Source organism: Methylobacterium sp. WL7, assembly GCF_008040085.1.
Classification (GTDB): domain Bacteria; phylum Pseudomonadota; class Alphaproteobacteria; order Rhizobiales; family Beijerinckiaceae; genus Methylobacterium; species Methylobacterium mesophilicum.
The window spans coordinates 1-20,139 of record NZ_VRVG01000103.1; the positions used below are offsets into that span (position 1 = coordinate 1).

At 70.3% G+C, this 20,139-nt stretch carries 21 protein-coding genes and 1 pseudogene; 14 read left to right on the top strand and 8 right to left on the bottom strand.

The genetic code is table 11. The features are described from left to right. Together FV233_RS21470 and FV233_RS21475 are read right to left on the bottom strand one after the other, a co-directional pair. The coding region (locus tag FV233_RS21470; RefSeq protein WP_147898709.1) for a protein-glutamate O-methyltransferase CheR at nt 1–940 on the bottom strand (940 nt) is incomplete at its 3' end. Between the two features lie 7 nt (nt 941–947). After that, nucleotides 948–1,442: a chemotaxis protein CheW gene (locus FV233_RS21475; protein ID WP_147898710.1), complete on the bottom strand. Its 495-nt coding sequence runs from the start codon at nt 1,440–1,442 to the stop codon at nt 948–950. A 209-nt stretch (nt 1,443–1,651) separates the two neighbouring features. Between FV233_RS21475 and FV233_RS21480 the strand changes: the two genes are divergently transcribed. The 7 genes from FV233_RS21480 to FV233_RS21510 all read left to right on the top strand — a co-directional run bounded on the left by FV233_RS21480 (nt 1,652) and on the right by FV233_RS21510 (nt 8,907). Further along, on the top strand, nt 1,652–1,900 hold the full coding sequence (locus tag FV233_RS21480) for a hypothetical protein (RefSeq protein WP_147898711.1): 249 nt from the start codon (nt 1,652–1,654) through the stop codon (nt 1,898–1,900). A 362-nt stretch (nt 1,901–2,262) separates the two neighbouring features. Beyond that, entirely contained in the window at nt 2,263–3,084 is an 822-nt protein-coding gene (locus FV233_RS21485) for a DeoR family transcriptional regulator (protein ID WP_147898712.1), read from the top strand. Between the two features lie 85 nt (nt 3,085–3,169). After that, entirely contained in the window at nt 3,170–4,702 is a 1,533-nt protein-coding gene (gene glpD / locus FV233_RS21490; protein ID WP_147898713.1) for a glycerol-3-phosphate dehydrogenase, read from the top strand. A 56-nt stretch (nt 4,703–4,758) separates the two neighbouring features. Beyond that, nucleotides 4,759–6,264 carry a glycerol kinase GlpK gene (gene glpK / locus FV233_RS21495; protein WP_147898714.1) on the top strand — a complete coding sequence of 502 codons (1,506 nt, stop codon included), beginning with the start codon at nt 4,759–4,761 and terminating at the stop codon, nt 6,262–6,264. A gap of 303 nt (nt 6,265–6,567) precedes the next feature. Then, nucleotides 6,568–7,299: an MIP/aquaporin family protein gene (locus FV233_RS21500; RefSeq protein WP_147855390.1), complete on the top strand. Its 732-nt coding sequence runs from the start codon at nt 6,568–6,570 to the stop codon at nt 7,297–7,299. A gap of 128 nt (nt 7,300–7,427) precedes the next feature. Continuing rightward, nucleotides 7,428–8,435, top strand: coding sequence for a lipoyl synthase (lipA, locus tag FV233_RS21505; protein ID WP_147855391.1), 1,008 nt, complete (start codon nt 7,428–7,430; stop codon nt 8,433–8,435). Between the two features lie 16 nt (nt 8,436–8,451). Next, on the top strand, nt 8,452–8,907 hold the full coding sequence (locus FV233_RS21510) for a type II toxin-antitoxin system RatA family toxin (protein WP_147855392.1): 456 nt from the start codon (nt 8,452–8,454) through the stop codon (nt 8,905–8,907). 5 nt (nt 8,908–8,912) lie between these two features. Here FV233_RS21510 and FV233_RS21515 read toward each other — a convergent pair whose 3' ends face one another. After that, nucleotides 8,913–10,130 carry an FAD-dependent oxidoreductase gene (locus tag FV233_RS21515; RefSeq protein ID WP_147898715.1) on the bottom strand — a complete coding sequence of 406 codons (1,218 nt, stop codon included), beginning with the start codon at nt 10,128–10,130 and terminating at the stop codon, nt 8,913–8,915. A gap of 20 nt (nt 10,131–10,150) precedes the next feature. Next, nucleotides 10,151–10,648 (bottom strand): CinA family protein, encoded by a 498-nt coding sequence (locus FV233_RS21520; RefSeq protein ID WP_147898716.1) that lies wholly within the window; start codon nt 10,646–10,648, stop codon nt 10,151–10,153. A gap of 101 nt (nt 10,649–10,749) precedes the next feature. Here FV233_RS21520 and FV233_RS21525 point away from each other — a divergent pair, with 101 nt between their 5' ends. After that, on the top strand, nt 10,750–11,148 hold the full coding sequence (locus tag FV233_RS21525) for an MAPEG family protein (protein ID WP_147898717.1): 399 nt from the start codon (nt 10,750–10,752) through the stop codon (nt 11,146–11,148). A gap of 339 nt (nt 11,149–11,487) precedes the next feature. Here the strand turns inward: FV233_RS21525 and FV233_RS21535 are convergent, their stop codons facing one another. Then, entirely contained in the window at nt 11,488–12,819 is a 1,332-nt protein-coding gene (locus FV233_RS21535; protein WP_147898718.1) for a bifunctional 2-C-methyl-D-erythritol 4-phosphate cytidylyltransferase/2-C-methyl-D-erythritol 2,4-cyclodiphosphate synthase, read from the bottom strand. Between the two features lie 170 nt (nt 12,820–12,989). Here FV233_RS21535 and dusB point away from each other — a divergent pair, with 170 nt between their 5' ends. Genes dusB through ntrC form a run of 3 tightly spaced genes read left to right on the top strand, consistent with a single transcriptional unit; the run spans nt 12,990 to nt 16,660 of the window. Then, nucleotides 12,990–14,012, top strand: coding sequence for a tRNA dihydrouridine synthase DusB (dusB, locus tag FV233_RS21540; RefSeq protein ID WP_147898719.1), 1,023 nt, complete (start codon nt 12,990–12,992; stop codon nt 14,010–14,012). A 41-nt stretch (nt 14,013–14,053) separates the two neighbouring features. Continuing rightward, entirely contained in the window at nt 14,054–15,151 is a 1,098-nt protein-coding gene (locus FV233_RS21545; RefSeq protein ID WP_147855338.1) for an ATP-binding protein, read from the top strand. Between the two features lie 48 nt (nt 15,152–15,199). Further along, a complete protein-coding gene (gene ntrC / locus FV233_RS21550; RefSeq protein ID WP_147855336.1) occupies nt 15,200–16,660 on the top strand; it encodes a nitrogen regulation protein NR(I) in 1,461 nt (486 codons plus the stop codon). A 61-nt stretch (nt 16,661–16,721) separates the two neighbouring features. Here the strand turns inward: ntrC and FV233_RS21555 are convergent, their stop codons facing one another. After that, on the bottom strand, nt 16,722–16,991 hold the full coding sequence (locus FV233_RS21555; RefSeq protein WP_147855335.1) for a hypothetical protein: 270 nt from the start codon (nt 16,989–16,991) through the stop codon (nt 16,722–16,724). A gap of 107 nt (nt 16,992–17,098) precedes the next feature. Between FV233_RS21555 and FV233_RS30530 the strand changes: the two genes are divergently transcribed. Then, nucleotides 17,099–17,272, top strand: coding sequence for an Rmf/CrpP family protein (locus FV233_RS30530; RefSeq protein ID WP_187277759.1), 174 nt, complete (start codon nt 17,099–17,101; stop codon nt 17,270–17,272). 29 nt (nt 17,273–17,301) lie between these two features. On the opposite strand, the gene FV233_RS21560 is transcribed toward FV233_RS30530, so the two are convergent. Together FV233_RS21560 and FV233_RS21565 are read right to left on the bottom strand one after the other, a co-directional pair. Beyond that, a complete protein-coding gene (locus FV233_RS21560) occupies nt 17,302–17,661 on the bottom strand; it encodes a type II toxin-antitoxin system HicB family antitoxin (RefSeq protein WP_147898720.1) in 360 nt (119 codons plus the stop codon). Beyond that, a complete protein-coding gene (locus tag FV233_RS21565; RefSeq protein ID WP_147898721.1) occupies nt 17,658–17,924 on the bottom strand; it encodes a type II toxin-antitoxin system HicA family toxin in 267 nt (88 codons plus the stop codon). Before FV233_RS21565 ends, FV233_RS21560 begins: the two co-directional genes overlap by 4 nt. Nucleotides 17,925–18,088: 164 nt before the next feature. On the opposite strand from FV233_RS21565, the gene metC reads away from it, so the two are divergent. Then, nucleotides 18,089–19,279: a cystathionine beta-lyase gene (metC, locus tag FV233_RS21570; RefSeq protein WP_147898722.1), complete on the top strand. Its 1,191-nt coding sequence runs from the start codon at nt 18,089–18,091 to the stop codon at nt 19,277–19,279. Nucleotides 19,280–19,361: 82 nt separating this feature from the next. Next, a pseudogene (locus FV233_RS21575) lies at nt 19,362–20,139 on the top strand (hypothetical protein); the annotation flags it as partial.

Consider the following 20,139-nt stretch of genomic DNA (forward strand, 5'->3'; position numbering starts at 1 on the left):
GTTCCGGCTCGGCCGCCGGGGGGAGCGGCCGGGGCGCGGGCGGCTGCACCGCGTCGGCCAGGCGCCGGTAGGCGACGGTCCCGGGCAGGCTTACGGGATCGAGGAACCCAGAGAAGGTCGGGTTCGGCTCGGCATGGCCCAGCAGCAGCCAGCCGTCCGGCCGGAGCCTGCGCCCGAGGCCGCGCACCACCGCGGCCACCGTCTCGGCCTCGAAATAGATCAGCACGTTGCGGCAGAGGATCAGGTCGTACCCCTCGCCCGGCGGGGTCTTGGGCTCGATGAGGTTCAGGAGGTTGCCGCGCTCGAACCGCACCAGCGCGCGGAACTCCGGCCGCAGGGCGTAGCCGCCCTCGCGGCGGATCCCGGGGGCGGGGGGCAGGCGCGTGAAATAGCGCAGCCGCTCCTCCGGCGGCATGGTGCGCAACGCCCAGCGCCCGTACTCGGCGGCCCGGGCGGTCGCCAGCGCCTCGACGCTGATATCGGTGCCGAGGATCGCGATCCGCCAGTCGGGCAGGGCGTCCCCCAGGGCCTCGCGGACCAGGATCGCCAGGGAATAGGGCTCCGCGCCAGTCGAGCAGCCGGCGCTCCAGATCCGCAGGGTGCGGTCATGGCTGCGGGCCGCGATCAGCGCCGGCAGGATCGTCTGGCGCAGGGCCTGGAACTGCTCGGCGTAGCGGAAGAAGAAGGTCTCGCCGACGGTGATCTCGGCCTCCAGGCAGGCCCATTCCGCCTCGCCCCGGGAGCGGTCGGCCAGCAGGGCGCCGTAGGCGGCGCAGTCGGCGATGGCGGTGGCCCGGAAGCGCCGGCGCAGGCGCTCGATCAGGAGTTCGTCCTTGTCGATGTAATAATGGTGGCCCGTGCGGGCGATGATGCGCGCCTTCAGGGCAGCGTAGGCGGAGTCGTCGCCCGGATCGGGGCGGGGCGGAACGTGGCGCGCCATCGTGGGATCAGGCGGAGGGCGGCAGGGCGGCGAGGCGCTCGGCGGCGGCCCGCGTCAGGGCCGCGACCCGGGCCCGTTCCTGCGCGGTCAGCAGGCCCTCGGGCGCCAGGGCGTGCACCAGGCGGTCGCCGATCACGAGTTCGGCGGCCACGCAGCCGTTGAGCGTCCCGGTCTCCTCGGCCGGCCGGATCGCGGAATCCGGGACGATTACGAGGTCGGCGGCGCGATCGACGAGGTAGGCGACCGCGTCGTCGCGGGTCAGCACGAGATGCGCGTAGAGGCCCGGCGCGGACGCCGCGGGGCGCAGGCCGAGCAGCGGGGCCAGATCGATCACCGGGATCGGCGCGCCGCCGAGATTGAGGAAGCCGGCGAGCCAGCCGCCCGTGGCGGGGGGATTGTGCAGGTCCGGCAGGGGCAGGATCTCGGACACCGCCGCGCGCGGCAGGGCGCAGGGCGTTCCGGCGACATCCAGGAGCAGATAGGCCGAACCGCTGCTGGCCAAAGCCGCCCCCTCCCGCACGCATCCCGGTCGCCGTCGCGTCTGGACAGGCCGCGAGATAGGCGCTCGGACCCCGGCAAGCAATCATTCGCCTCCCAAACGCGGGATCGGGGAACCAAGTCTCCTCTTAGCCGCTTATTTTCCGACGCAGCGGCTCGACCCAGACGACGGGTGGCGCCTCGCCTGCGACTGTCTACGCCCAGGGATTGATCATGAGGAAACTTCTGTTGGCCGCCGCGTCGCTGACGCTGCTCGCGGGCTCCGCGTACGCCCAGGGCAACTCGCCCTACAACTCCTCCGGCGCCCAGGCGGGCGGTCCCCGCGGCGGAATGGAGCGCGCCGGCGAAGCCGCCGCCATGGGGCGCGGTGCCGCTCCGGTCGAGCGCCCGATGATGCGCAAGCGCATGAAGCACAAGCGGATGATGAAGCATCACCGCCGGATGCGTCACCACCAGATGTGATCACGCCGGGACGCCGCATGGCGGCGTCACCCGGACGAACGGGCCTGTCGCACTCGCGGCAGGCCTTTTTTGTTGGTGTCTCGGACGCCTTTCAAACGATCCTCTTCGACTATGACATGCGCCCACCCTTCCCCCCTTTGCGGGGTAGGGAGACGACGCGTGTGGCTAGCCGAACTCCATGGTCCGACGAGGGAGGTGCCTGCGGCACACCCGCCGCCTGTGCGAATCCGAATCCGCAGCGCCGCGATCCGGTTGCCCCACCGCCCGAGCCGGTTCACTCTCTCGCGAAAGCCGCCACACCCATAAGATGTTCGAAAACGAACATCTGCGCCCGCGCGGAGCGGGAAACGCCAGGAGTTTTGATGTCACGACCGCTCGACCGGAGATCCGAGGACAGGGTCGAGGTGTCCGGCGTCGAGGGACGGCGCAGCGCCATCGTGGCGTCCGTGCGCCAGCGGGGCTTCGTCACCATCGAGGCGCTCGCCGCGCAGTTCGGCGTCACCGTCCAGACGATCCGGCGCGACCTCAACGAGCTGAGCGCGGAGGGGCGGCTGGAGCGCTACCGGGGCGGGGGCGGGCTCCCGTCCAGCGTCGAGAACATCGACTACGCCGACCGCCGGGTGACCCTGCTGCCGGAAAAGACCCGGATCGGCCGGTTGGCAGCGAGCCGGATCCCATCCCACTGCTCGGTCTTCGTCAACATCGGCACGACCCCCGAGGCGGTGGCCCGGGAATTGACCCGGCACGACGACCTCAGCGTCATCACCAACAACCTCAACGTCGCGCTGTCGCTCGCCGAGGCCACGGAATTCCACATCGTCGTGGCTGGCGGCACCGTGCGCAACCGCGACGGCGCGGTACTGGGTCAGCTCACCTGCGACACGCTCAGCCAGTTCCGGGTCGACGTGGCGGTGATCGGCATCAGCGGGATCGATGCCGACGGCGCGCTGCTCGACTACGATTACGAGGAGGTGCGGGCGACGCAGACCATCCTGGCCCATGCCCGCAAGACCTTCCTGGTGGCGGATCATACCAAGTTCACCCGGAGGCCGATGGTGCAGGTCGGGCGCCTGGATCAGGTCGACACGTTCTTCACCGACCGGATGCCGCCCCCGGACGTCGTCGCGATGATCGAGCGCCAGGGTGTGACCCTGGCGGTGGCGGACAACGTGGGCGAACCGTAACGAACACGCATTTTTTCGCTTGCGAAAATCTGCAGGCGGCTCAATATGTCCTCAACCTGCCATCGAGGGCGGGAGAGGAGGAACAATGCCGGCTGCACAGCGCCAGCGCGAGCCGTCCGACGCCTACGATCTTCTCATCATCGGCGGCGGCATCAACGGCACCGGGATCGCACGCGACGCGGCGGGCCGCGGCCTGTCGGTCCTGCTGGCCGAGCGCGGGGATCTGGCCGGCTTCACCTCCTCGTCCTCGACGAAGCTGATCCATGGAGGCCTGCGCTACCTCGAATATTACGAGTTCCGCCTCGTCCGCGAAGCCCTGGCCGAGCGCGAGCGGCTGCTGCGCCAGGCCCCCCACGTGATCTGGCCCCTGCGCTTCGTTCTGCCCCACGATGAGGGCCTGCGCCCGGCCTGGATGCTGCGGCTCGGCCTGTTCCTGTATGACCATCTCGCGCGGCTGCGGACCCTGCCGGGCTCCAAGTCCGTGAACCTGCGCAGCTCGCCCTACGGCGCGCCGCTGCAAAAGCGGCTGACCAAGGGCTTCGTCTATTCCGACTGCTGGGTCGAGGACAGCCGCTTGGTCGTGCTCAACGCCATGGATGCCCGCGAGCGCGGCGCCACGGTGCTGACCCGCACGGGCGTCGTCTCGGCCCGGCGCGACGGAGACGGCTGGGTCGCGACGCTCCGCGACGAGCGCGGCGGCGGCGAGCGGACCATACGGGCCAAGGCCGTGGTCAACGCCGCAGGCCCGTGGGTGAGTGCGACGCTGGGCGGCACGCTCGGCATCAACAGCCGCGCAGCGGTCCGTCTGATCAAGGGCAGCCACATCGTGGTGAAGCGCCTGTTCCCGGGGGACCAGGCCTATATCCTGCAGCAGCCCGACAAGCGCATCATCTTCGCGATCCCCTACGAGCGCGACTTCACGCTGATCGGCACCACCGACGTGCCCTATGACGGCGAGCCCGGGCCGGTCTCGATCTCCCCCGAGGAGACCGACTACCTCTGCGGCTGCATCAACCGCTCGTTCGACACGCGCATCACCCCGGCCGACGTGGTCTGGAGCTATTCGGGCGTCCGCCCGCTCTACGACGACGCGGCCGAGAACGCCTCCGCGGTGACCCGCGACTACGTCCTCGACGTGGAGGACCAGGGCGGCAGGGCGGCGGTTCTGTCGGTGTTCGGCGGCAAGATCACCACGTATCGGCGGCTGGCCGAGCACGCGATCGAGAAGCTCAAGCCGTTCTTCCCCGGCCTCAAGCCGGCCTGGACCGGCGAGGCGGTGCTGCCCGGCGGCGCCATGCCGGACGCGGACTTCGATTCTTTCCTCGCCAAGCTCCAGGCGGAAAAGCCGTTCCTGCCTACCGAGACCGCGCGGCGCCTCGCCCGCGCCTACGGGACCAAGACGCGCGAGATCGTCGGGACCGCGCAATCCATGGCGGATCTCGGCGAGGTGTTCGACGGTGGCCTCACGGCGGCCGAGGTCGATTACCTGCGCGTCGCGGAATGGGCGGTCACCGCCGAGGACATCCTCTGGCGCCGCTCGAAGCTTGGCCTGCGCACCGGCCCCGAGAGCGCCGCGCGGCTTACCGCGTACCTCGACCGCAGGGCCGAGGCAGCATGATCTTGCCGAACCCGATCCGGCGCGAGACCGGTCGGACATAACTCAGGGAGGGAACGATGAGCCGTTACGTCGGGGCCATCGACCAGGGCACCACGAGCAGCCGCTTCATGGTGTTCGATCGCGAGGGCAGCGTGATCGCGCTGGCCCAGGCCGAGCACGCGCAGATCTATCCGGCTCCTGGACATGTCGAGCACGACGCCGCCGAGATCTGGACGAAGACCCAGGGTGTGATGCGCGAGGCCCTGGACAAGGCCGGCCTCCAGCCCACCGACCTCGCGGCCGTCGGCATCACCAACCAGCGCGAGACCACGCTGATCTGGGACCGGCGCACCGGCAAGCCGCTGCACAACGCCCTGGTCTGGCAGGATACCCGCAACGACCGGCTGGTCTCCGAATTCGCCCGCGACGGCGGCCGCGACCGGTTCCGCGACCTCACCGGCCTGCCGCTGGCGAGCTATTTTTCGGGTCTCAAGCTGCGCTGGCTGCTCGACCATGTCGACGGCGCCCGGGAGCGGGCCGAGGCCGGCGACGTGCTGTTCGGCAACATCGACACCTGGCTGGTCTGGAACCTCACCGGCGGCACCGAGGGCGGGCTGCACGTCACCGACGTGACCAATGCCAGCCGCACGCAGTTGATGTCGCTGAAGACCCTGGAATGGGACGACGGCATGCTGAGCGTCTTCGGCATCCCGAAGGCGATGCTCCCCAGAATCGTCTCGTCGAGCGAGGTCTACGGCGAGACCAAGGCGCCGTTCGCGGGCGTGCCGATCGCCGGCATCCTGGGCGACCAGCAGGCGGCGCTGTTCGGGCAGACCTGCTTCGCACCCGGCGAGGCCAAGAACACCTACGGCACCGGCTGCTTCGCGCTGATGAACACCGGCACCGAGCCGGTCCCGTCCAAGGCCGGCCTGGTCACGACCCTGGCCTACCGCCTCGACGGCGAGAAGCCGGCCTACGCCCTGGAGGGCTCGATCGCGATCACCGGCGCCCTGGTGCAGTGGCTGCGCGACAACCTCCACATGATCAAGGATTCGGCCGAGGTCGAGACGCTGGCCACCACGGTCGAGGACAATGGCGGCGTCTACTTCGTGCCGGCCTTCTCGGGCCTCTACGCGCCGCACTGGAACGAGGGCGCCCGCGGCCTGATCATCGGCCTGACCCGCTACGTCAACCGCGGACACATCGCCCGCTCGGTTCTGGAGGCGACCGCCTTCCAGACCCACGAGGTGCTGGACGCCATGGCCAAGGATTCCGGCATTCCCGTCAAGGAGCTGCGGGCCGATGGCGGCATGGTCGCCAACAACACGCTGATGCAGTTCCAGGCCGACATGCTCGACGTGCCGGTGGTGCGCCCGAAGGTCTCCGAGACCACGGCGCTCGGCGCCGCCTACGCGGCCGGCCTCGCGGTCGGCTACTGGAAGGGCCTCGACGACCTCAAGCGCAACTGGGGCGTCGACAAGCGCTGGACCCCGAAGATGGATGCCGGCCAGCGCGAAAAGATCGCCGCCGCCTGGGGCCGGGCGGTGCAGCGCTCCTTCGACTGGAAGCTCGACGAGGATTGAGCGGGCCGGTCCCGGGGTCCGAAAGGGCTCCAGCCCAGCCCGTACAAGGTGTTTCCGGAAGTGCGGGAACACCGACCAGACGCGCTCTCCTCCCCCTTGTGGGGAGGGGAAACACGCGGCTCTTTCGATACGTGACAGCCATGGATCGAGATCCTGGCATCCAGATCAAACACCTTAAAGGGCTGGGTCGCAGACCTTTTGAAAAAGATGTTCCGACCCTCGACCGAAGCCTGAGGTCGAGGACGGCAAAACCTCAAAAAAGAAGACTTTCGTAACAAGACGACCTTTGGGGGAGACCAGACCATGACGTCGCCATTCCTGGGTGAATTCCTCGGCACGATGACGTTGATCGTGCTGGGAGACGGCGTCGTCGCCGGCGCCCTGCTCAAGCGATCCAAGGCGGAGAACGCCGGCTGGATCGCGATCACCGCCGGCTGGGCCTTCGCGGTGCTCGCCGGGATCTTCGTCGCCACCGCCACCGGCAGCCCGGACGCGCATCTCAACCCGGCCGTGACCGTGGCGGGCGCCGTCAGCTCCGGCGATGTCTCGAAGCTCGCCGTCTACATCCCGGCCCAGATGCTCGGCGCCTTCGCGGGCGCGGCGATCGTCTGGCTGCACTACCTGCCGCACTGGGCGGCGACTCCCGAGCAGGACCTGAAGCTTGCCTGCTTCTGCACCGGGCCGGCGATCCGGGACGCCAAGGCCAACTGGACCTCCGAGATCATCGCCACCTTCTTCCTGATCCTGACCATCTCGGCGCTGGTGACCAACACGCTGGGCGCCTCCGGGGCGATCCCGCGGGGAGTCGCGCCCTACATGGTCGGCATGCTGGTCTGGGGCGTCGGCCTCTCGCTCGGCGGCACAACCGGCTACGCCATCAACCCCGCTCGCGATCTCGGGCCGCGCATCGCCCACGCGGTCCTGCCGATCGCCGGAAAGGGCGCGTCCGACTGGGGCTACGCGCTGGTTCCGGTGGGCGGCCCGGTGATCGGGGCGGCACTGGCCGGCCTGCTCGTGCGGGTGCTCGGGATCTGACGGAAACGCGGCATCCTCAACCACCGCATGGCGTCCCGGCGTCGCGGTGGTTTGCGGCGCGGGGCCGGGCGCCTTAAGTCAGTCTCTATTGACCGACCGCGCCCCCGGGCGCTTCCCCGCGGTGTGGCATGGCCATCGTCCTCGATATCCTGAAGAACGATCCGCGCTCCGCGCGCCTGCGCCACCCCGAGAAGGCGCACCGGCCGGACCAGCCCGTCCAGGCCAAGAAGCCGGACTGGATCCGGGTCAAGGCGCCAGGCTCCAAGGCCTGGACCGAGACCCAGAAGATCGTGCGCGAGCACGGCCTCGTCACGGTCTGCGAGGAGGCCGGCTGCCCCAATATCGGCGAGTGCTGGGAGAAGCGGCACGCCACCTTCATGATCATGGGCGACACCTGCACGCGGGCCTGCGCCTTCTGCAACGTCCGCACCGGCCTGCCCGACGCCCTGGATCAGCGCGAGCCCGAGAAGATCGGCGACTCGGTGGCCAAGCTCGGCCTGCACCACGTGGTGATCACCTCGGTGGACCGGGACGACCTGAAGGACGGCGGCGCCCAGCATTTCGCCCGGACCATCGCGGCGATCCGTCGGGCGAGCCCCGGCACCACGGTGGAGATCCTCACCCCCGACTTCCTGCGTAAGGACGGGGCCCTGGAGGTCGTCGTCGCGGCCAAGCCCGACGTGTTCAACCACAACCTTGAGACGGTGCCGGCCAAGTACCTCACGGTGCGGCCGGGCGCCCGCTACTTCCACTCGGTGCGCCTGCTGCAGCGGGTGAAGGAACTCGACCCGACCATCTTTACCAAGTCCGGTATCATGGTCGGGCTCGGCGAGGAACGCAACGAAGTGCTCCAGCTGATGGACGATCTGCGCTCGGCCGAGGTCGACTTCCTGACCATCGGCCAGTACCTGCAGCCGTCCAAGAAGCATCATGAGGTCGTGCGCTTCGTGCCGCCCGACGAGTTCAAGACCTACGAGACCACCGCCTACGCAAAGGGCTTCCTGCTGGTCTCGGCCACGCCGCTCACCCGCTCGTCGCACCATGCCGGCGAGGACTTTTCCAAGCTGCAGGCGGCCCGGCTCGCCAAGCATGCTGCCTCGCATGCCCCTTCGCACGCCCCCGCCCTCTCGGCCTGAGCACGTCGGAACAGAAATGCCGTCCTTCCGGGTTACCCGCACGGTGCGGCATTCGCCGCAGCAGATGTACGATCTCGTGGCCGACGTGGAGCGCTACCCGGAATTCCTGCCGCTTTGCGAATCCCTGCGGGTGATCCGCCGCCAGGAGATGCCGGAGGGCGGGCAGGTGTTGGTCGCCGAGATGGGCGTGGGCTACAAGGCGATCCGCGAGCGCTTCACGACTCGGGTCAGCCTCGATCCGGCCAACCACAAGATCGTGGCCGAGTACATCGACGGCCCGTTCCGGCACCTCGAGAACCGCTGGTCGTTCAAGGAGGCCCCGAACGGGGGCTGCGCCGTGGACTTCTTCATTACCTACGAATTCAAGAGCCGGACGCTGGGCCTCCTGATGGGTACGATGTTCGACCGCGCCTTCCGCAAGTTCACCGACGCCTTCGAAGGCCGGGCGGACCGGATGTACGGCACCGCCTGAACGCGTCAGGTCCGGGCCGGCGCGGATACGTGCTCCGGCCGCACGCCCATCCCGATCATTCGGGCGGGCAGGATCTGGAGCATCGGCAGCCTGTCGAGGATCCGCAGGGCGAGCGGCGCCCGGAATGGCGCATCGGCCTTGAGCGTGGTGGCGATCACCCGGGCCTGGATGATCCGCTGCAGCGCCTGCGTCGCCCGGACCGGGAACATCCGCCGGGCCTGGACCCGGGCGAGGTCGGCCTCGGCGACCGGCCCGGACCGCAGGGACGCGGCCAGGATGTTGGCCGCCGCCACCGCATCCTGGATCGCGAGGTTGATGCCGACCCCGCCCACCGGCGACATCGCGTGTGCGGAATCGCCGATGCAGAGCAGGCCGGGGCGATGCCATCGCTCAAGCCGGTCGATGGTCACGGTGAGGAGCTTGACCGCGTCCCAGTCGGCGATGGACTCGGTGCGGTCGGCCAGGAACGGCGCCATCTCGGCCACCGCCGCCCGGAAGGCCGGCAGCCCCCTGGCCCGGAGTGCCGCATCGCCGCCCTTCGGGACCAGGTAGGCGCATTGCCAGGTATCGCCCCGGTCGAGGGTGATCAGGAGACGCCCCGGCGCGAACCGCCCGGCCGCCGCCTCGGGGTCGCCGTCCCGGCGGGGCAGGCGGAACCACAGCACGTCGATGGGTGCCCCGAAGGCCCGGGGCACCAAGCCGGCGCGTTCGCGCATCAGCGAATGGCGGCCATCCGCGCAGAGCACGAGGTCGGCTCGGATCGCCACCGGCACGTCCGGCCCGTCGGCCCGCACGCCCGCGACCCGGCCCTCCACCTCGACGAGGTCGCGGGCCTCGGTCCTGCGGATCAGTTGGAACCCCGGATAGCGGGCCGCCTCGCCGGCGAGAAAGTCCAAAAAATCCCATTGCGGCATGAAGGACAGGAAGCGGTTGCGGGTCGGCAGCCGGCTGAAGTCGGCCACCTTGTAGCTCCGGCCGTTCACGACCCCCGAGAAGGACCCGACCCGCCGCTGGGGCAGGGCGCGGAAGCGCTCGGCGAGGCCGAGTTCGTCTATCAGGTCGAGGGTGGAGGGGTGGATCGTGTCGCCGCGGAAGTCGCGCAGGAAATCCGCGTGCTTCTCCAGCACCGTGACGGCGATCCCGGCCCGGGCGAAGAGCAGGCCGGCCATCATCCCGGCCGGGCCGCCGCCGACGATGCAGAGTTGGGTCTTCAGGCTGGCCATCGACCCCTCCCGCCGTTGGATCAGTCCGCCAGCGCTCCTTCGAGCAGGCCGAGCGCGTCCGCGACCGCCGCGCGGCGGATCGCGCCGCGTCCGAGGTCGCCGTAGCGCCGCTCCAGGTGCCGGCGTCCGCCGTCGCGCAGGGCCAACCCGAAATGCACCAGCCCGACCGGCTTCTCGGCGCTGCCGCCGCCGGGGCCTGCAATACCTGTGATCGCCACCGCGACCGTGGCGCGCGAGGCCGAGAGCGCCCCGCAGGCCATCGCCCGGGCCACGTCCTCGCTGACGGCGCCGTGCCGGTAGATCAGGTCCATCGGCACCCCGATCGCCTCCGCCTTGGCCTCGTTCGAGTAGGTGACGTAGCCGCGCTCGACCACCGCCGAGGAACCCGGCACCGCGGTGAGCAGCCCCGCCACCAGTCCCCCGGTGCAGGATTCGGCCGTGACGATCGTGCGACCGGCCTCGGCGTAGGCCGCGACCAGCGCCTCGGCGCGGTCGAGAAGCTCCGTGTCGTCGATCATCGCGCGCGGTTCGCCCTGGGCCGGAGCGCCCTATCTCGTGTTGTGACGCAAGGCCGGCCCCGGCTCAAGGACTGGCCGCCCAGACAGGAAACCCAACACCGATGATCTTCCCCGCGACCACGGCCCTCTACGCCGCGCTGCTCGCCCTCGTGTATCTCGGCCTGTCCGGCTGGGTGATGGGATCGCGCGTCTCCGACAACGTCCTGTTGGGCGACGGCGGCGACGCGTCCCTGCTCAAGCGGGTCCGCACGCACGCCAACTTTTCGGAATACGTGCCGCTGGCGCTGATCCTGGTCGCCCTGCTGGAGGCCGGCGGCAGCGGCCATGGCCTCGTCCAGGGCCTGCTGCTCGCCCTGCTGGTGGGCCGCATCCTACACCCGATCGGCATGTTCGCCGCGCCCAACACCCCCCGCCAGTTCGCCTGCCGGGGCGGCGGGATCCTACTGACGATGGCCACCATCGCCATCGCGGCGATCGCGCTGCTGCTCCGGACGGCTTGAGTTTTCTTTCTTGAGATGGGGCGTCGCCCGGTCAGGCTTGGCACCCCTCCAAACAATCCCCTCATCCTGACGCGACGGAGCGAAGCGGAGGCCTCGAAGGAGGCCTCCAGCCAGCCGCGCGATCCCTGGAGGGCTCGTTCGCGTCTCGCTGCGCTCACACCTCAGCACGAGGGAGGAGGGTGGGATAGAGTCTTTGCCTTGCGTCAGCCGGCCCGGCCGGTTGGCCGTATGCTCCCTCGGTCGCGCCGTCGCGGACCGCAATCGACACCTTTGCGCGGAAGCTGGAGCCGCACGCTGTCCTTCATTTCCCTCTGGGGGGAAGGAACGGCGTCTGCGCCCCTATCCCTGCCGCATCGCTGTCTCGGCCTCGGCATCGAGCACCGGGCCGTCCTCTTCGGGGAGGCGGATCGTGGCGGCGGCCTGGGCGGCGAGGCCCTCGGCGCGGCCGACGAAGCCGAGTTTTTCCGTGGTCGTCGCCTTGATCGAGACGGCACTGAGCGGCACGCCGGCGATGGCGGCGATCCGGGCGCGGATCGCCTCCCGGTGCTGGCCGATCCGGGGCGCCTCGGCGAGCACGGTGATGTCGAGATGGTCGATCCGGCCGCCGCGGGCGCGGACCAGGCCGCAGGCATGGGCCAGGAACTGGTCCGAGGAGGCGCCGCGCCAACGCTCGTCGGAGGGCGGGAAGTGGGTGCCGATATCGCCGTCCGCGATGGCGCCAAGCAGCGCGTCGGTGAGCGCGTGCAGCGCCACGTCGCCGTCGGAATGCGCCAGCACGCCGCGATCGGCCGGGATCTTGATGCCGCCCAGCCAGACATGGTCGCCGGACGTGAAGGCGTGGACATCGAAGCCGGTGCCGAGGCGGGTGACGTAGGCGGTCATGGCGCGGGCTCCGGGCGCTGGCATTTCGGTTGGGTCGGACGCGAAGGCCCAGTCCGCCTCGATCAGATCGGCGGGCTGGGTGATCTTGCGGTTGGCGATGTCGCCCAGGAACACCACCACCGGCAAGCCCGCCCATTCGGCGAGCGCGCCGTCGTCGGTGAAGCCGTCGAGGCCTTGCGCGGCCGCGTCGCGATGCGCAGCGAGCAGGGGGCCGAAGGCGAAGGCCTGGGGGGTCTGGACCGCCCGCAGGTGCTCCCGGGGCGGGGTCTCGATCACGCGGCCGATGCCGGGGGCGATCTCGGCGACGCGCTTGACCGTATCGGTCACCGGCACGCCGGGCACCGCGGCGCCGTGGTCGCGGCCGGCCGCGATCGCCCGGGCGATCAAGGCCGCATCGACGTAGGGGCGGGCTGCGTCGTGCACCAGCACGATCTCCGGCGCTCCGAGCTTGGCCAGCGCCTCGAGGCCGGCGCGCACCGAGAGCTGGCGCGTCGCACCGCCCTCAACGGGGGCACCAATCTTTTCCCGAAGACCGGGGGCGAGTTCGTCCAGGCAACTGAGGAAGAAGTCTGCGGCGTCGGCGGCGATCACCGGCTGGATCCGGTCGATCGTGTCCTGGGCGGCCAGCGCCGCCAGCGTCCGGGTCAGGACCGCCTGGCCGCCGACCCTGCGGTACTGCTTGGGCGTACCGCCGCCGATGCGGATGCCGCGGCCGGCCGCCACGACCACCGCGGCGACGCCGGACTCCGCATCCGCGGGTCCGGTGGCAGGCGTGCCGGTGGCGGGCATGGGCGGCGAACTCGTCGGATCCGGGGAGAGGACGGCAGCGGGCGCGCGGGCCAGCCGTGCTGCCGAACCTCTGCCGTTGAGGGTGCCCGTCGTTTAAGCGGGGGAGGGCCCGAAATCAACGCGCGGCACCCGCTTGCCAGCGGATCGCCCTTGCCTCATTGTTGTGCAGAATGGCGACTGATCATTATTTAAGCGCGCTGCGCCGTGGACGTCCGGATCGCGGGGAGGATTCCCCCGCCCCGCTCTGCCTGCTCGCGCCCCTGTCAGGGGTCACCGACCTGCACATGCGTCGGATCGCCCGGCGCTGCGGCGCGGACGCGGTGGTGTCCGAGATGGTGGCGGCGCGGGAGTTCGCCCGCGGCGCCAACGAGGCTACCCTGCGGGCCGACGGCTCCGGGGTCGACCTGCACGTGGTCCAGCTGGCGGGCTGCGAGGCGGAGCCCATGGCCGAGGCCGCACGCCTCGCGGAGGCCGGCGGCGCCGACGTGATCGACGTGAACATGGGCTGCCCGGCCAAGATCGTCACCGGAATCGCGTCGGGCTCGGCGCTGATGCGCGACCTCGACCATGCCGAAAGGCTGCTCGCGGCCGTGCGCGGCGCGGTGTCGGTGCCGGTCACCGTCAAGATGCGGCTCGGCTGGGACGACGCGACCCGCAACGCCGTCGATCTGGCGACCCGGGCCGAGCGGCTCGGGCTCAACGCCGTCACGGTCCACGGGCGGACCCGGCAGCAATTCTACAAGGGCGTCGCCGACTGGGCCGCGATCCGCCCCGTGGTCGAGGCGGTGTCGATCCCGGTGATCGCCAACGGCGACGTGGTCGACCTCGCCAGCGCCCGGGCGTGCCTAGCCGCCTCCGGCGCCGCCGGGGTGATGATCGGGCGCGCGGCCACAGGGCGGCCCTGGCTGGTCGGGCAGGTCGCGGCGGCGCTGGCCGGCCGGCCGGCGGATCCGCCCTCGCGGTCTGAACAGGCCGGGATGGCGGCTTCGCATTACGCCGGGCTGCTGTCGCTCTACGGCCGCCACATGGGCGTGCGCCACGCCCGCAAGCACCTCGCCGCCTATGCCGAGACCGGCGGGGCGCTGGAGCCGGCCGAGCGCGCCGCCCTCCTCACCACCACCGATCCCGAGGTGGCGCTGGCCCTTCTGGCGCGCGCCTTCGGGGCGGCCGAGATCATCCGGGAGGCCGCGTGACCGAGGACGCCTTTCCGCAGGAGCCCGGCGGCCGGCGCGCCATGTCCGGGGAGGCCGTGCTCAACGCCCTGCCGCTGCCGGTCCTGACCATCGGGGGCGACGAGCGGATCCTCCACTGCAACCACGCCGCGGAGGCCTTCTTCGACTATTCCGCGCGCCTGATGCAGCGGCGTCGCCTGCGCGACATCATCCCGTTCGCGTCGCCGATCATCGCGCTCGTGGCCGACGTCCGGCGCCGCCGGGCCAGCGTCAGCGAGTACCGGGTCGAGCTGACCCAGCCCCGCCTCGGTCTGGAGCGTAGCGTCGACGTGTTCGCCACGCCGCTCGCCGACGACGACGACGCCGTGGTGATGATGCTCCAGGAGCGCACCATCGCGGACAAGATGAACCGCCAGCTCACCCATCGCGGCGCCGCCCGCTCGATGGTGGCGCTCGGTGCGATGCTGGCCCACGAGATCAAGAACCCGCTCGCCGGCATCCGCGGCGCCGCGCAGCTTCTGGAGGGCACCGGCGGCGAGGAGGACCGGATGCTCACCCGGCTGATCTGCGACGAATCCGACCGGATCGTGCGCATCGTCGAGCGGATGGAGCTGTTCGGCGACGAGCGCCCGGCCGACCGCGGCGCGGTCAACGTCCACGGGGTGCTCGACCAGGTGAAGCGCTCGGCGCAGTCGGGGTTCGCGCGCCATATCCGCTTCGTCGAGACCTACGATCCGTCCCTGCCCCCGGTGCTCGGCAGCCGCGACCAGTTGATCCAGGTGATCCTGAACCTGGTGAAGAACGCCGCCGAGGCGATCGGACCGGACGCGGTCGAGGGCGAGATCACCCTGTCCACCGCGTTCCGCACCGGTCTGCGCCTGCAGGTGCCGGGCTCGCGCGAGCGGGTCAGCCTGCCGATCGAGGTCGCGATCCGCGACAACGGCCCGGGTATCTCGGCCGACCTGCTTCCGGACCTGTTCGACCCGTTCGTGACCACCAAGTCGCAGGGCTCCGGCCTCGGACTTGCATTGGTTGCCAAGATCGTGGGCGACCACGGCGGCATCGTCGAGTGCGATCCCGCCCCCCGCCGTACGACGTTCCGCATTCTTCTGCCGATGTCGAGCGCCCGCGACGGGCGCGAATCGTCGGTCGACCCTTGAAATCGTCTTGTGTTTCGGCCGCCCGGCCGGACGTCTGAGTAGAGAGTCATGCCGAACGGCCACATCATCGTCGCCGACGACGACGCCGCCATCCGCACGGTGCTGAACCAGGCACTGTCCCGGGCGGGCTACGAAGTCCGCTCGACGGGCAATTGCGCGACCCTCTGGCGCTGGGTCGCGCAGGGCGAGGGCGACCTCGTCATCACCGACGTGGTGATGCCCGACGAGAACGTGTTCGACCTGCTGCCCCGCATCAAGCGGGTGCGGCCGGAACTGCCGATCATCGTCATGAGCGCGCAGAACACGTTCATGACGGCGATCCGCGCCTCCGAGCGCGGGGCCTACGAGTATCTGCCGAAACCCTTCGACCTGAAGGAGCTGATCGCCATCGTGGGCCGCGCATTGTCGCGTCCCCGGGGAGCGCCTGCGGCCGGCGCGCCCCCCGACAACGAGGACATCCCGCTGGTCGGGCGCTCGCCCGCCATGCAGGAGATCTACCGGGCGCTCGCCCGGCTGATGCCCACCGACCTCACCGTGATGATCACCGGCGAGTCCGGCACCGGCAAGGAGCTGGTCGCCCGGGCGCTGCACGATTACGGCCGCCGCCGCACCGGCCCGTTCGTGCCGGTCAACATGGCCGCGATCCCGCGCGACCTGATCGAATCCGAGCTCTTCGGCCACGAGAAGGGCGCCTTCACGGGCGCCCTCCAGCGCTCGGCCGGCCGGTTCGAGCAGGCCGAGGGCGGCACCCTGTTCCTCGACGAGATCGGCGACATGCCGATGGAGGCCCAGACCCGGCTCCTGCGCGTGCTCCAGCAGGGCGAGTACACCACGGTCGGCGGCCGGTTGCCGATCAAGACCAACGTCCGGATCATCGCGGCGACCAACAAGGACCTGCGGATCTCGATCCAGCAGGGAATCTTCCGCGAAGATCTGTTCTTCCGGCTCAACGTCGTGCCGCTGCGGCTGCCCGCGCTACGGGAGCGGTCCGAGGACGTGCCGGACCTGATCCGCCACTTCTTCGTGCTGGTCGAGCGCGAGGGCCTGACCCGCAAGTCGCTCGACGGCGACGCCATGGAGCGGCTTAAGCGCTACCGCTGGCCGGGCAACGTCCGCGAACTCGAGAACCTGGTCCGGCGGCTCGCCGCCCTGTACCCGCAGGAGACGATCACCGGCCCGGTGATCGAGGCCGAGCTCGACACCCTGCCGCTCGCCGCCCCGGCCTCGGCCAACGGCAGCGCCCGCAAGGCCAACGGCGAATCAGAGACCCTGTCCAGCGCGGTGGAGCGCCACCTGTCGGACTACTTCTCCGGCTACCGGGACACGCTGCCGCCGCCCGGCCTCTATCATCGGATCCTGCGGGAGATCGAAGGCCCGTTGATAGGTGCGGCGCTCGCCGCCACGCGGGGCAACCAGATCCGTGCGGCGGAGCTGCTGGGTGTCAACCGCAACACCCTGCGCAAGAAGGTCCGCGACCTCGACCTGCAGGTGTTCCGCACGGCTCGCTGACGGGTTCCCAAAGGGCTCAGCCCTTTGGCGGGGGTTTCGGGGCGCGCAGCCCCGAACGCGCTCAGCGGCGCGGCAGGATCGGGTCGCCGCGCATCAGGGCGTTGAGCCGCTCGGTATCGAACCCGTTCGGGATGCTGGGCACGGCCGCCTTCGGCGCGGGCGCAGCCTTGACCGGCAGCGGAAGCGACCCGGTGGCCGAGGGCTCGGCCTGGGCGGCGCGCACCACGGCCGGGGGCGCCAGATGGGCGATCCGGTCGGCACTGACGAAGGCGACGATCGCCGTCGAGACCAGCACGAGGACGCCGCCGAAGAGGGAACGCAGGATACGCACGCAGACGACCCGGAACGCGACTTGAGACGGCAACAGATTACCCGCCGGCCCGTTAACGAAGCCCACCCCAAATCGGCGGAGTGGGTGCCAATGTTCGGGAGGCGATATTGACCAACGTGCAGGCCACCGCGAGCGACAGCCCGTTCATCCAGGGGCGCAACGCCCGGCTGTACGGCAAGCCCGCGAGCGAATGTCCCTATCCGGACGGCTCCGAAGACCACGCCGCCTGGATGCAAGCTTACGAGGAGGCTGCGGTCTCCGATCCGCCCGAGACGCCGTGAGCGGTGGGGCCGGGTCGGCGTTAGGCGGTTCAGGCCTCCTCGGTCACGGACCGCATGAGGTTTGAGCCCGCCCGACGCAGGACATCTTCGGCCCATTGATTGAGGCTCGTCCCGGCGAGTTCCGCCGCGCGGGCTGCCTGGGCATGGATATTCGGGTCAATCCGGAGCATCAGCTTGCCGGAATAAGCCTTTTCCGGCTCCTTTCCGATCGCTCGGCACGCCGCGGTGTAGTCGTCCACCGCCTCATGAAACGCGGCCTTCAGCTCGGGCACGGTGTCCGCGTGAAAGCTGATCACATCGTTGATGCCAGCGATTTGGCCGACGAAAAGCTCATCCTCCTCGTCAAACGCGACGCGGGCACGAAAGCCCTGATAGGTCATCGTGTTCACGGCGACTCTCCCGGTGTGACACCGATTTTGATGAGAAACTCGCGTGTGGCGCGCACCTGATAGCGCGCGGCCTCCTTGGCCGGATGCGGCCGATGGAAAGCAGCCACGACGCCTCTGTACTCAAAACGCACCCGTGACCCGGTCCCTTCAATGAGCCGACATCCGACTGCCAGCAGCAAGCTCTCGATGGCGTGCCATTCGATCGAGGCCGGCACCGGATCCTTGTAGATGGCGCGCAAAGTACGCGCATGCCGGCTGTTCATTTCGCGCCCGATCTCGGCACACGAGATATCACGATCTGATACCGCCCTAGGCTCATGGGGTCAATCTGGAGGTCGTACGTCCACCCCTCTAGCGGCGTCACGCTTGACCCCGCCCAAGCCCGCGGGCTTCGTGTGTCGCAGCGCAACGCGATCCCAGAGCCACAATGTCCCTGACGCCCAAGCCCGAATCCAAGGACAAGTACGGGGCGGCGACGCGTCTCGTCCACGCGGGCCGCGATCCGGGCGCGCAACACGGCTTCGTCAACACGCCGATCTATCGCGGCTCGACCGTGCTCTATCCGACCTACGACGCGATCAAGCATCGGCGCGGGCGCTACAATTACGGCACCTCGGCGACGCCCACGATGGATTCGCTCACCGACGCCTGGACGGAGCTCGCCGGCGCCGCCGGCACCGTGGTGACGCCCTCGGGGCTGTCGGCCCTCACGATCGCGCTGATGGCTGCGGTCTCGGCCGGCGACCATCTCCTCGTCACCGATTCCGCCTACCGGCCAACCCGGCAGTTCTGCGACGGCGTCCTGGTCCGGTTCGGCGTCGCGGTCACCTATTACGACCCGACCGTCGGGGCCGGCATCGCGGAGCTGATGCGCCCGAACACCAAGGCGGTGCTGGTCGAGGCGCCGGGCTCCCAGAGCTTCGAGATGCAGGACATCCCGGCCATCGCCGAGGTCGCGCATGCCCGGGGCGCCTGCGTGATCATGGACAACACCTGGGCGACGCCGCTGCTGTTCCCGCCCCATGAACGCGGCGTGGACATCGCGGTCGAGGCCGGCACTAAGTATCTCAGCGGCGGCTCGGACCTGCTGATCGGCCTGACCTCCGCGAACGCCGCGTATTACCCGGCGGTGCGGCGCACCTTCGATCACCTCGCTCCCTGCGCCGGGGCGGAGGACATCTTCCTGGCGCTCCGGGGCATGCGCACCATGGCGCTGCGCCTGCGCGAGCACGGCCGCGCCGGGCTCGAGATGGCCCGGTGGTTCCAGGCGCGCCCGGAGGTGTTGCGGGTGCTGCATCCGGGGCTGCCGGAGGATCCCGGCCACGCGATCTGGAAGCGCGACTTCTCCGGCGCCTCCGGGCTGTTCGGGGTGATCCTCAAGCCCGTGCCCGAGGCGGCTGTGGCCGCGATGCTGGACGGGCTGGAGCTGTTCGGGATGGGCTTCTCGTGGGGCGGCTTCGAGAGCCTGGTGATCCCGTTCGACTGCGCCGGCTACCGGACCGCGACCCAGTGGGCGCCCGGCGGCCCGGCCCTGCGCTTCCATATCGGGTTGGAGGACATCGCCGACCTCCAGGCCGATCTCGAGGCCGGCTTCACGCGCCTGCGGGCGGCGTCCTGACGAGGCGCCGTCACCGCGCGCGATGACGGCGCGATGACAGGGCATTTGACCTTCCCGTCGGATCCTGATTGACCGGCCGGGCATGACCACCAGCCTCTCCGCCGACGGCATTCCGCGCCGCGCACCTGTCGATCGGATCGGCCGCGGGCTCGACGCGCTGAGCCTGACCCATGCCCGCGCCGCGGCCGCCCTGCTGGCGCTCTGCCTGCTGCTGTTCCTGCCCGGGCAGATCTCCCTGCAGCCGATGGACCGGGACGAGCCGCGCTTCGCCCAGGCCTCGAAGCAGATGCTGGAGAGCGGCGACTTCGTCGACATCCGCTTTCAGGGCGAGGCCCGGCACAAGAAGCCGGTCGGGATCTACTGGGCGCAGGCCGCCACGGTTGCGGCGGGCGAGGCGCTCGGCGTGGCCGACGCACGCCGGCAGATCGCCCTCTACCGCATCCCGTCGCTGATCGGCGCCACCGCCTCGGTGCTGCTCGCCTACTGGGCCGCGCTCGCCTTCCTGCCCCGCCGCCCCGCGCTGCTGGCCGCTGCCCTGTACGGCGCCGGGCTGATGCTCTCGGCCGAGGCGCATCTGGCCAAGACCGACGCGCTGCTCGCCGCCTGCGCCACCGCGAGCCTCGGGGCGCTCGCCCGGGTGTGGCTGGCCGCGTATTCCGCGCGTCTCCCTCCCCCCTCTGCGGGGGAGGGTGGCCCTCGCGTCAGCGAGGGTCGGGATAGGGGCAGCGCGACGATGCAGGATTTCACCCTCGTCGCGACGCTTCCGGAACCGGCGCTCCCCTCTCCCGACCCCCTTCGGGGGCCACCCTCCCCCGCAGAGGGGGGAGGGAGGGCGCGTGTCCTGGGCCGCGCCGTATTCC

Excerpts from the sequence above, each read along its gene's own strand:
- FV233_RS21480 (WP_147898711.1), top strand. The coding sequence starts at position 1,652 with ATGAGGAAACTTCTGTTGGCCGCCGCGTCGCTGACGCTGCTCGCGGGC.
- dusB (WP_147898719.1), top strand. The coding sequence starts at position 12,990 with ATGGCGACTGATCATTATTTAAGCGCGCTGCGCCGTGGACGTCCGGAT.
- FV233_RS21545 (WP_147855338.1), top strand. The coding sequence starts at position 14,054 with ATGTCCGGGGAGGCCGTGCTCAACGCCCTGCCGCTGCCGGTCCTGACC.
- FV233_RS21500 (WP_147855390.1), top strand. The coding sequence starts at position 6,568 with ATGACGTCGCCATTCCTGGGTGAATTCCTCGGCACGATGACGTTGATC.
- FV233_RS21535 (WP_147898718.1), bottom strand. The coding sequence starts at position 12,819 with ATGCCCGCCACCGGCACGCCTGCCACCGGACCCGCGGATGCGGAGTCC.
- FV233_RS21520 (WP_147898716.1), bottom strand. The coding sequence starts at position 10,648 with ATGATCGACGACACGGAGCTTCTCGACCGCGCCGAGGCGCTGGTCGCG.
- FV233_RS21525 (WP_147898717.1), top strand. The coding sequence starts at position 10,750 with ATGATCTTCCCCGCGACCACGGCCCTCTACGCCGCGCTGCTCGCCCTC.
- metC (WP_147898722.1), top strand. The coding sequence starts at position 18,089 with ATGTCCCTGACGCCCAAGCCCGAATCCAAGGACAAGTACGGGGCGGCG.
- FV233_RS21565 (WP_147898721.1), bottom strand. The coding sequence starts at position 17,924 with ATGAACAGCCGGCATGCGCGTACTTTGCGCGCCATCTACAAGGATCCG.
- ntrC (WP_147855336.1), top strand. The coding sequence starts at position 15,200 with ATGCCGAACGGCCACATCATCGTCGCCGACGACGACGCCGCCATCCGC.
- glpK (WP_147898714.1), top strand. The coding sequence starts at position 4,759 with ATGAGCCGTTACGTCGGGGCCATCGACCAGGGCACCACGAGCAGCCGC.
- FV233_RS21515 (WP_147898715.1), bottom strand. The coding sequence starts at position 10,130 with ATGGCCAGCCTGAAGACCCAACTCTGCATCGTCGGCGGCGGCCCGGCC.
- FV233_RS21485 (WP_147898712.1), top strand. The coding sequence starts at position 2,263 with ATGTCACGACCGCTCGACCGGAGATCCGAGGACAGGGTCGAGGTGTCC.
- lipA (WP_147855391.1), top strand. The coding sequence starts at position 7,428 with ATGGCCATCGTCCTCGATATCCTGAAGAACGATCCGCGCTCCGCGCGC.
- FV233_RS21510 (WP_147855392.1), top strand. The coding sequence starts at position 8,452 with ATGCCGTCCTTCCGGGTTACCCGCACGGTGCGGCATTCGCCGCAGCAG.
- glpD (WP_147898713.1), top strand. The coding sequence starts at position 3,170 with ATGCCGGCTGCACAGCGCCAGCGCGAGCCGTCCGACGCCTACGATCTT.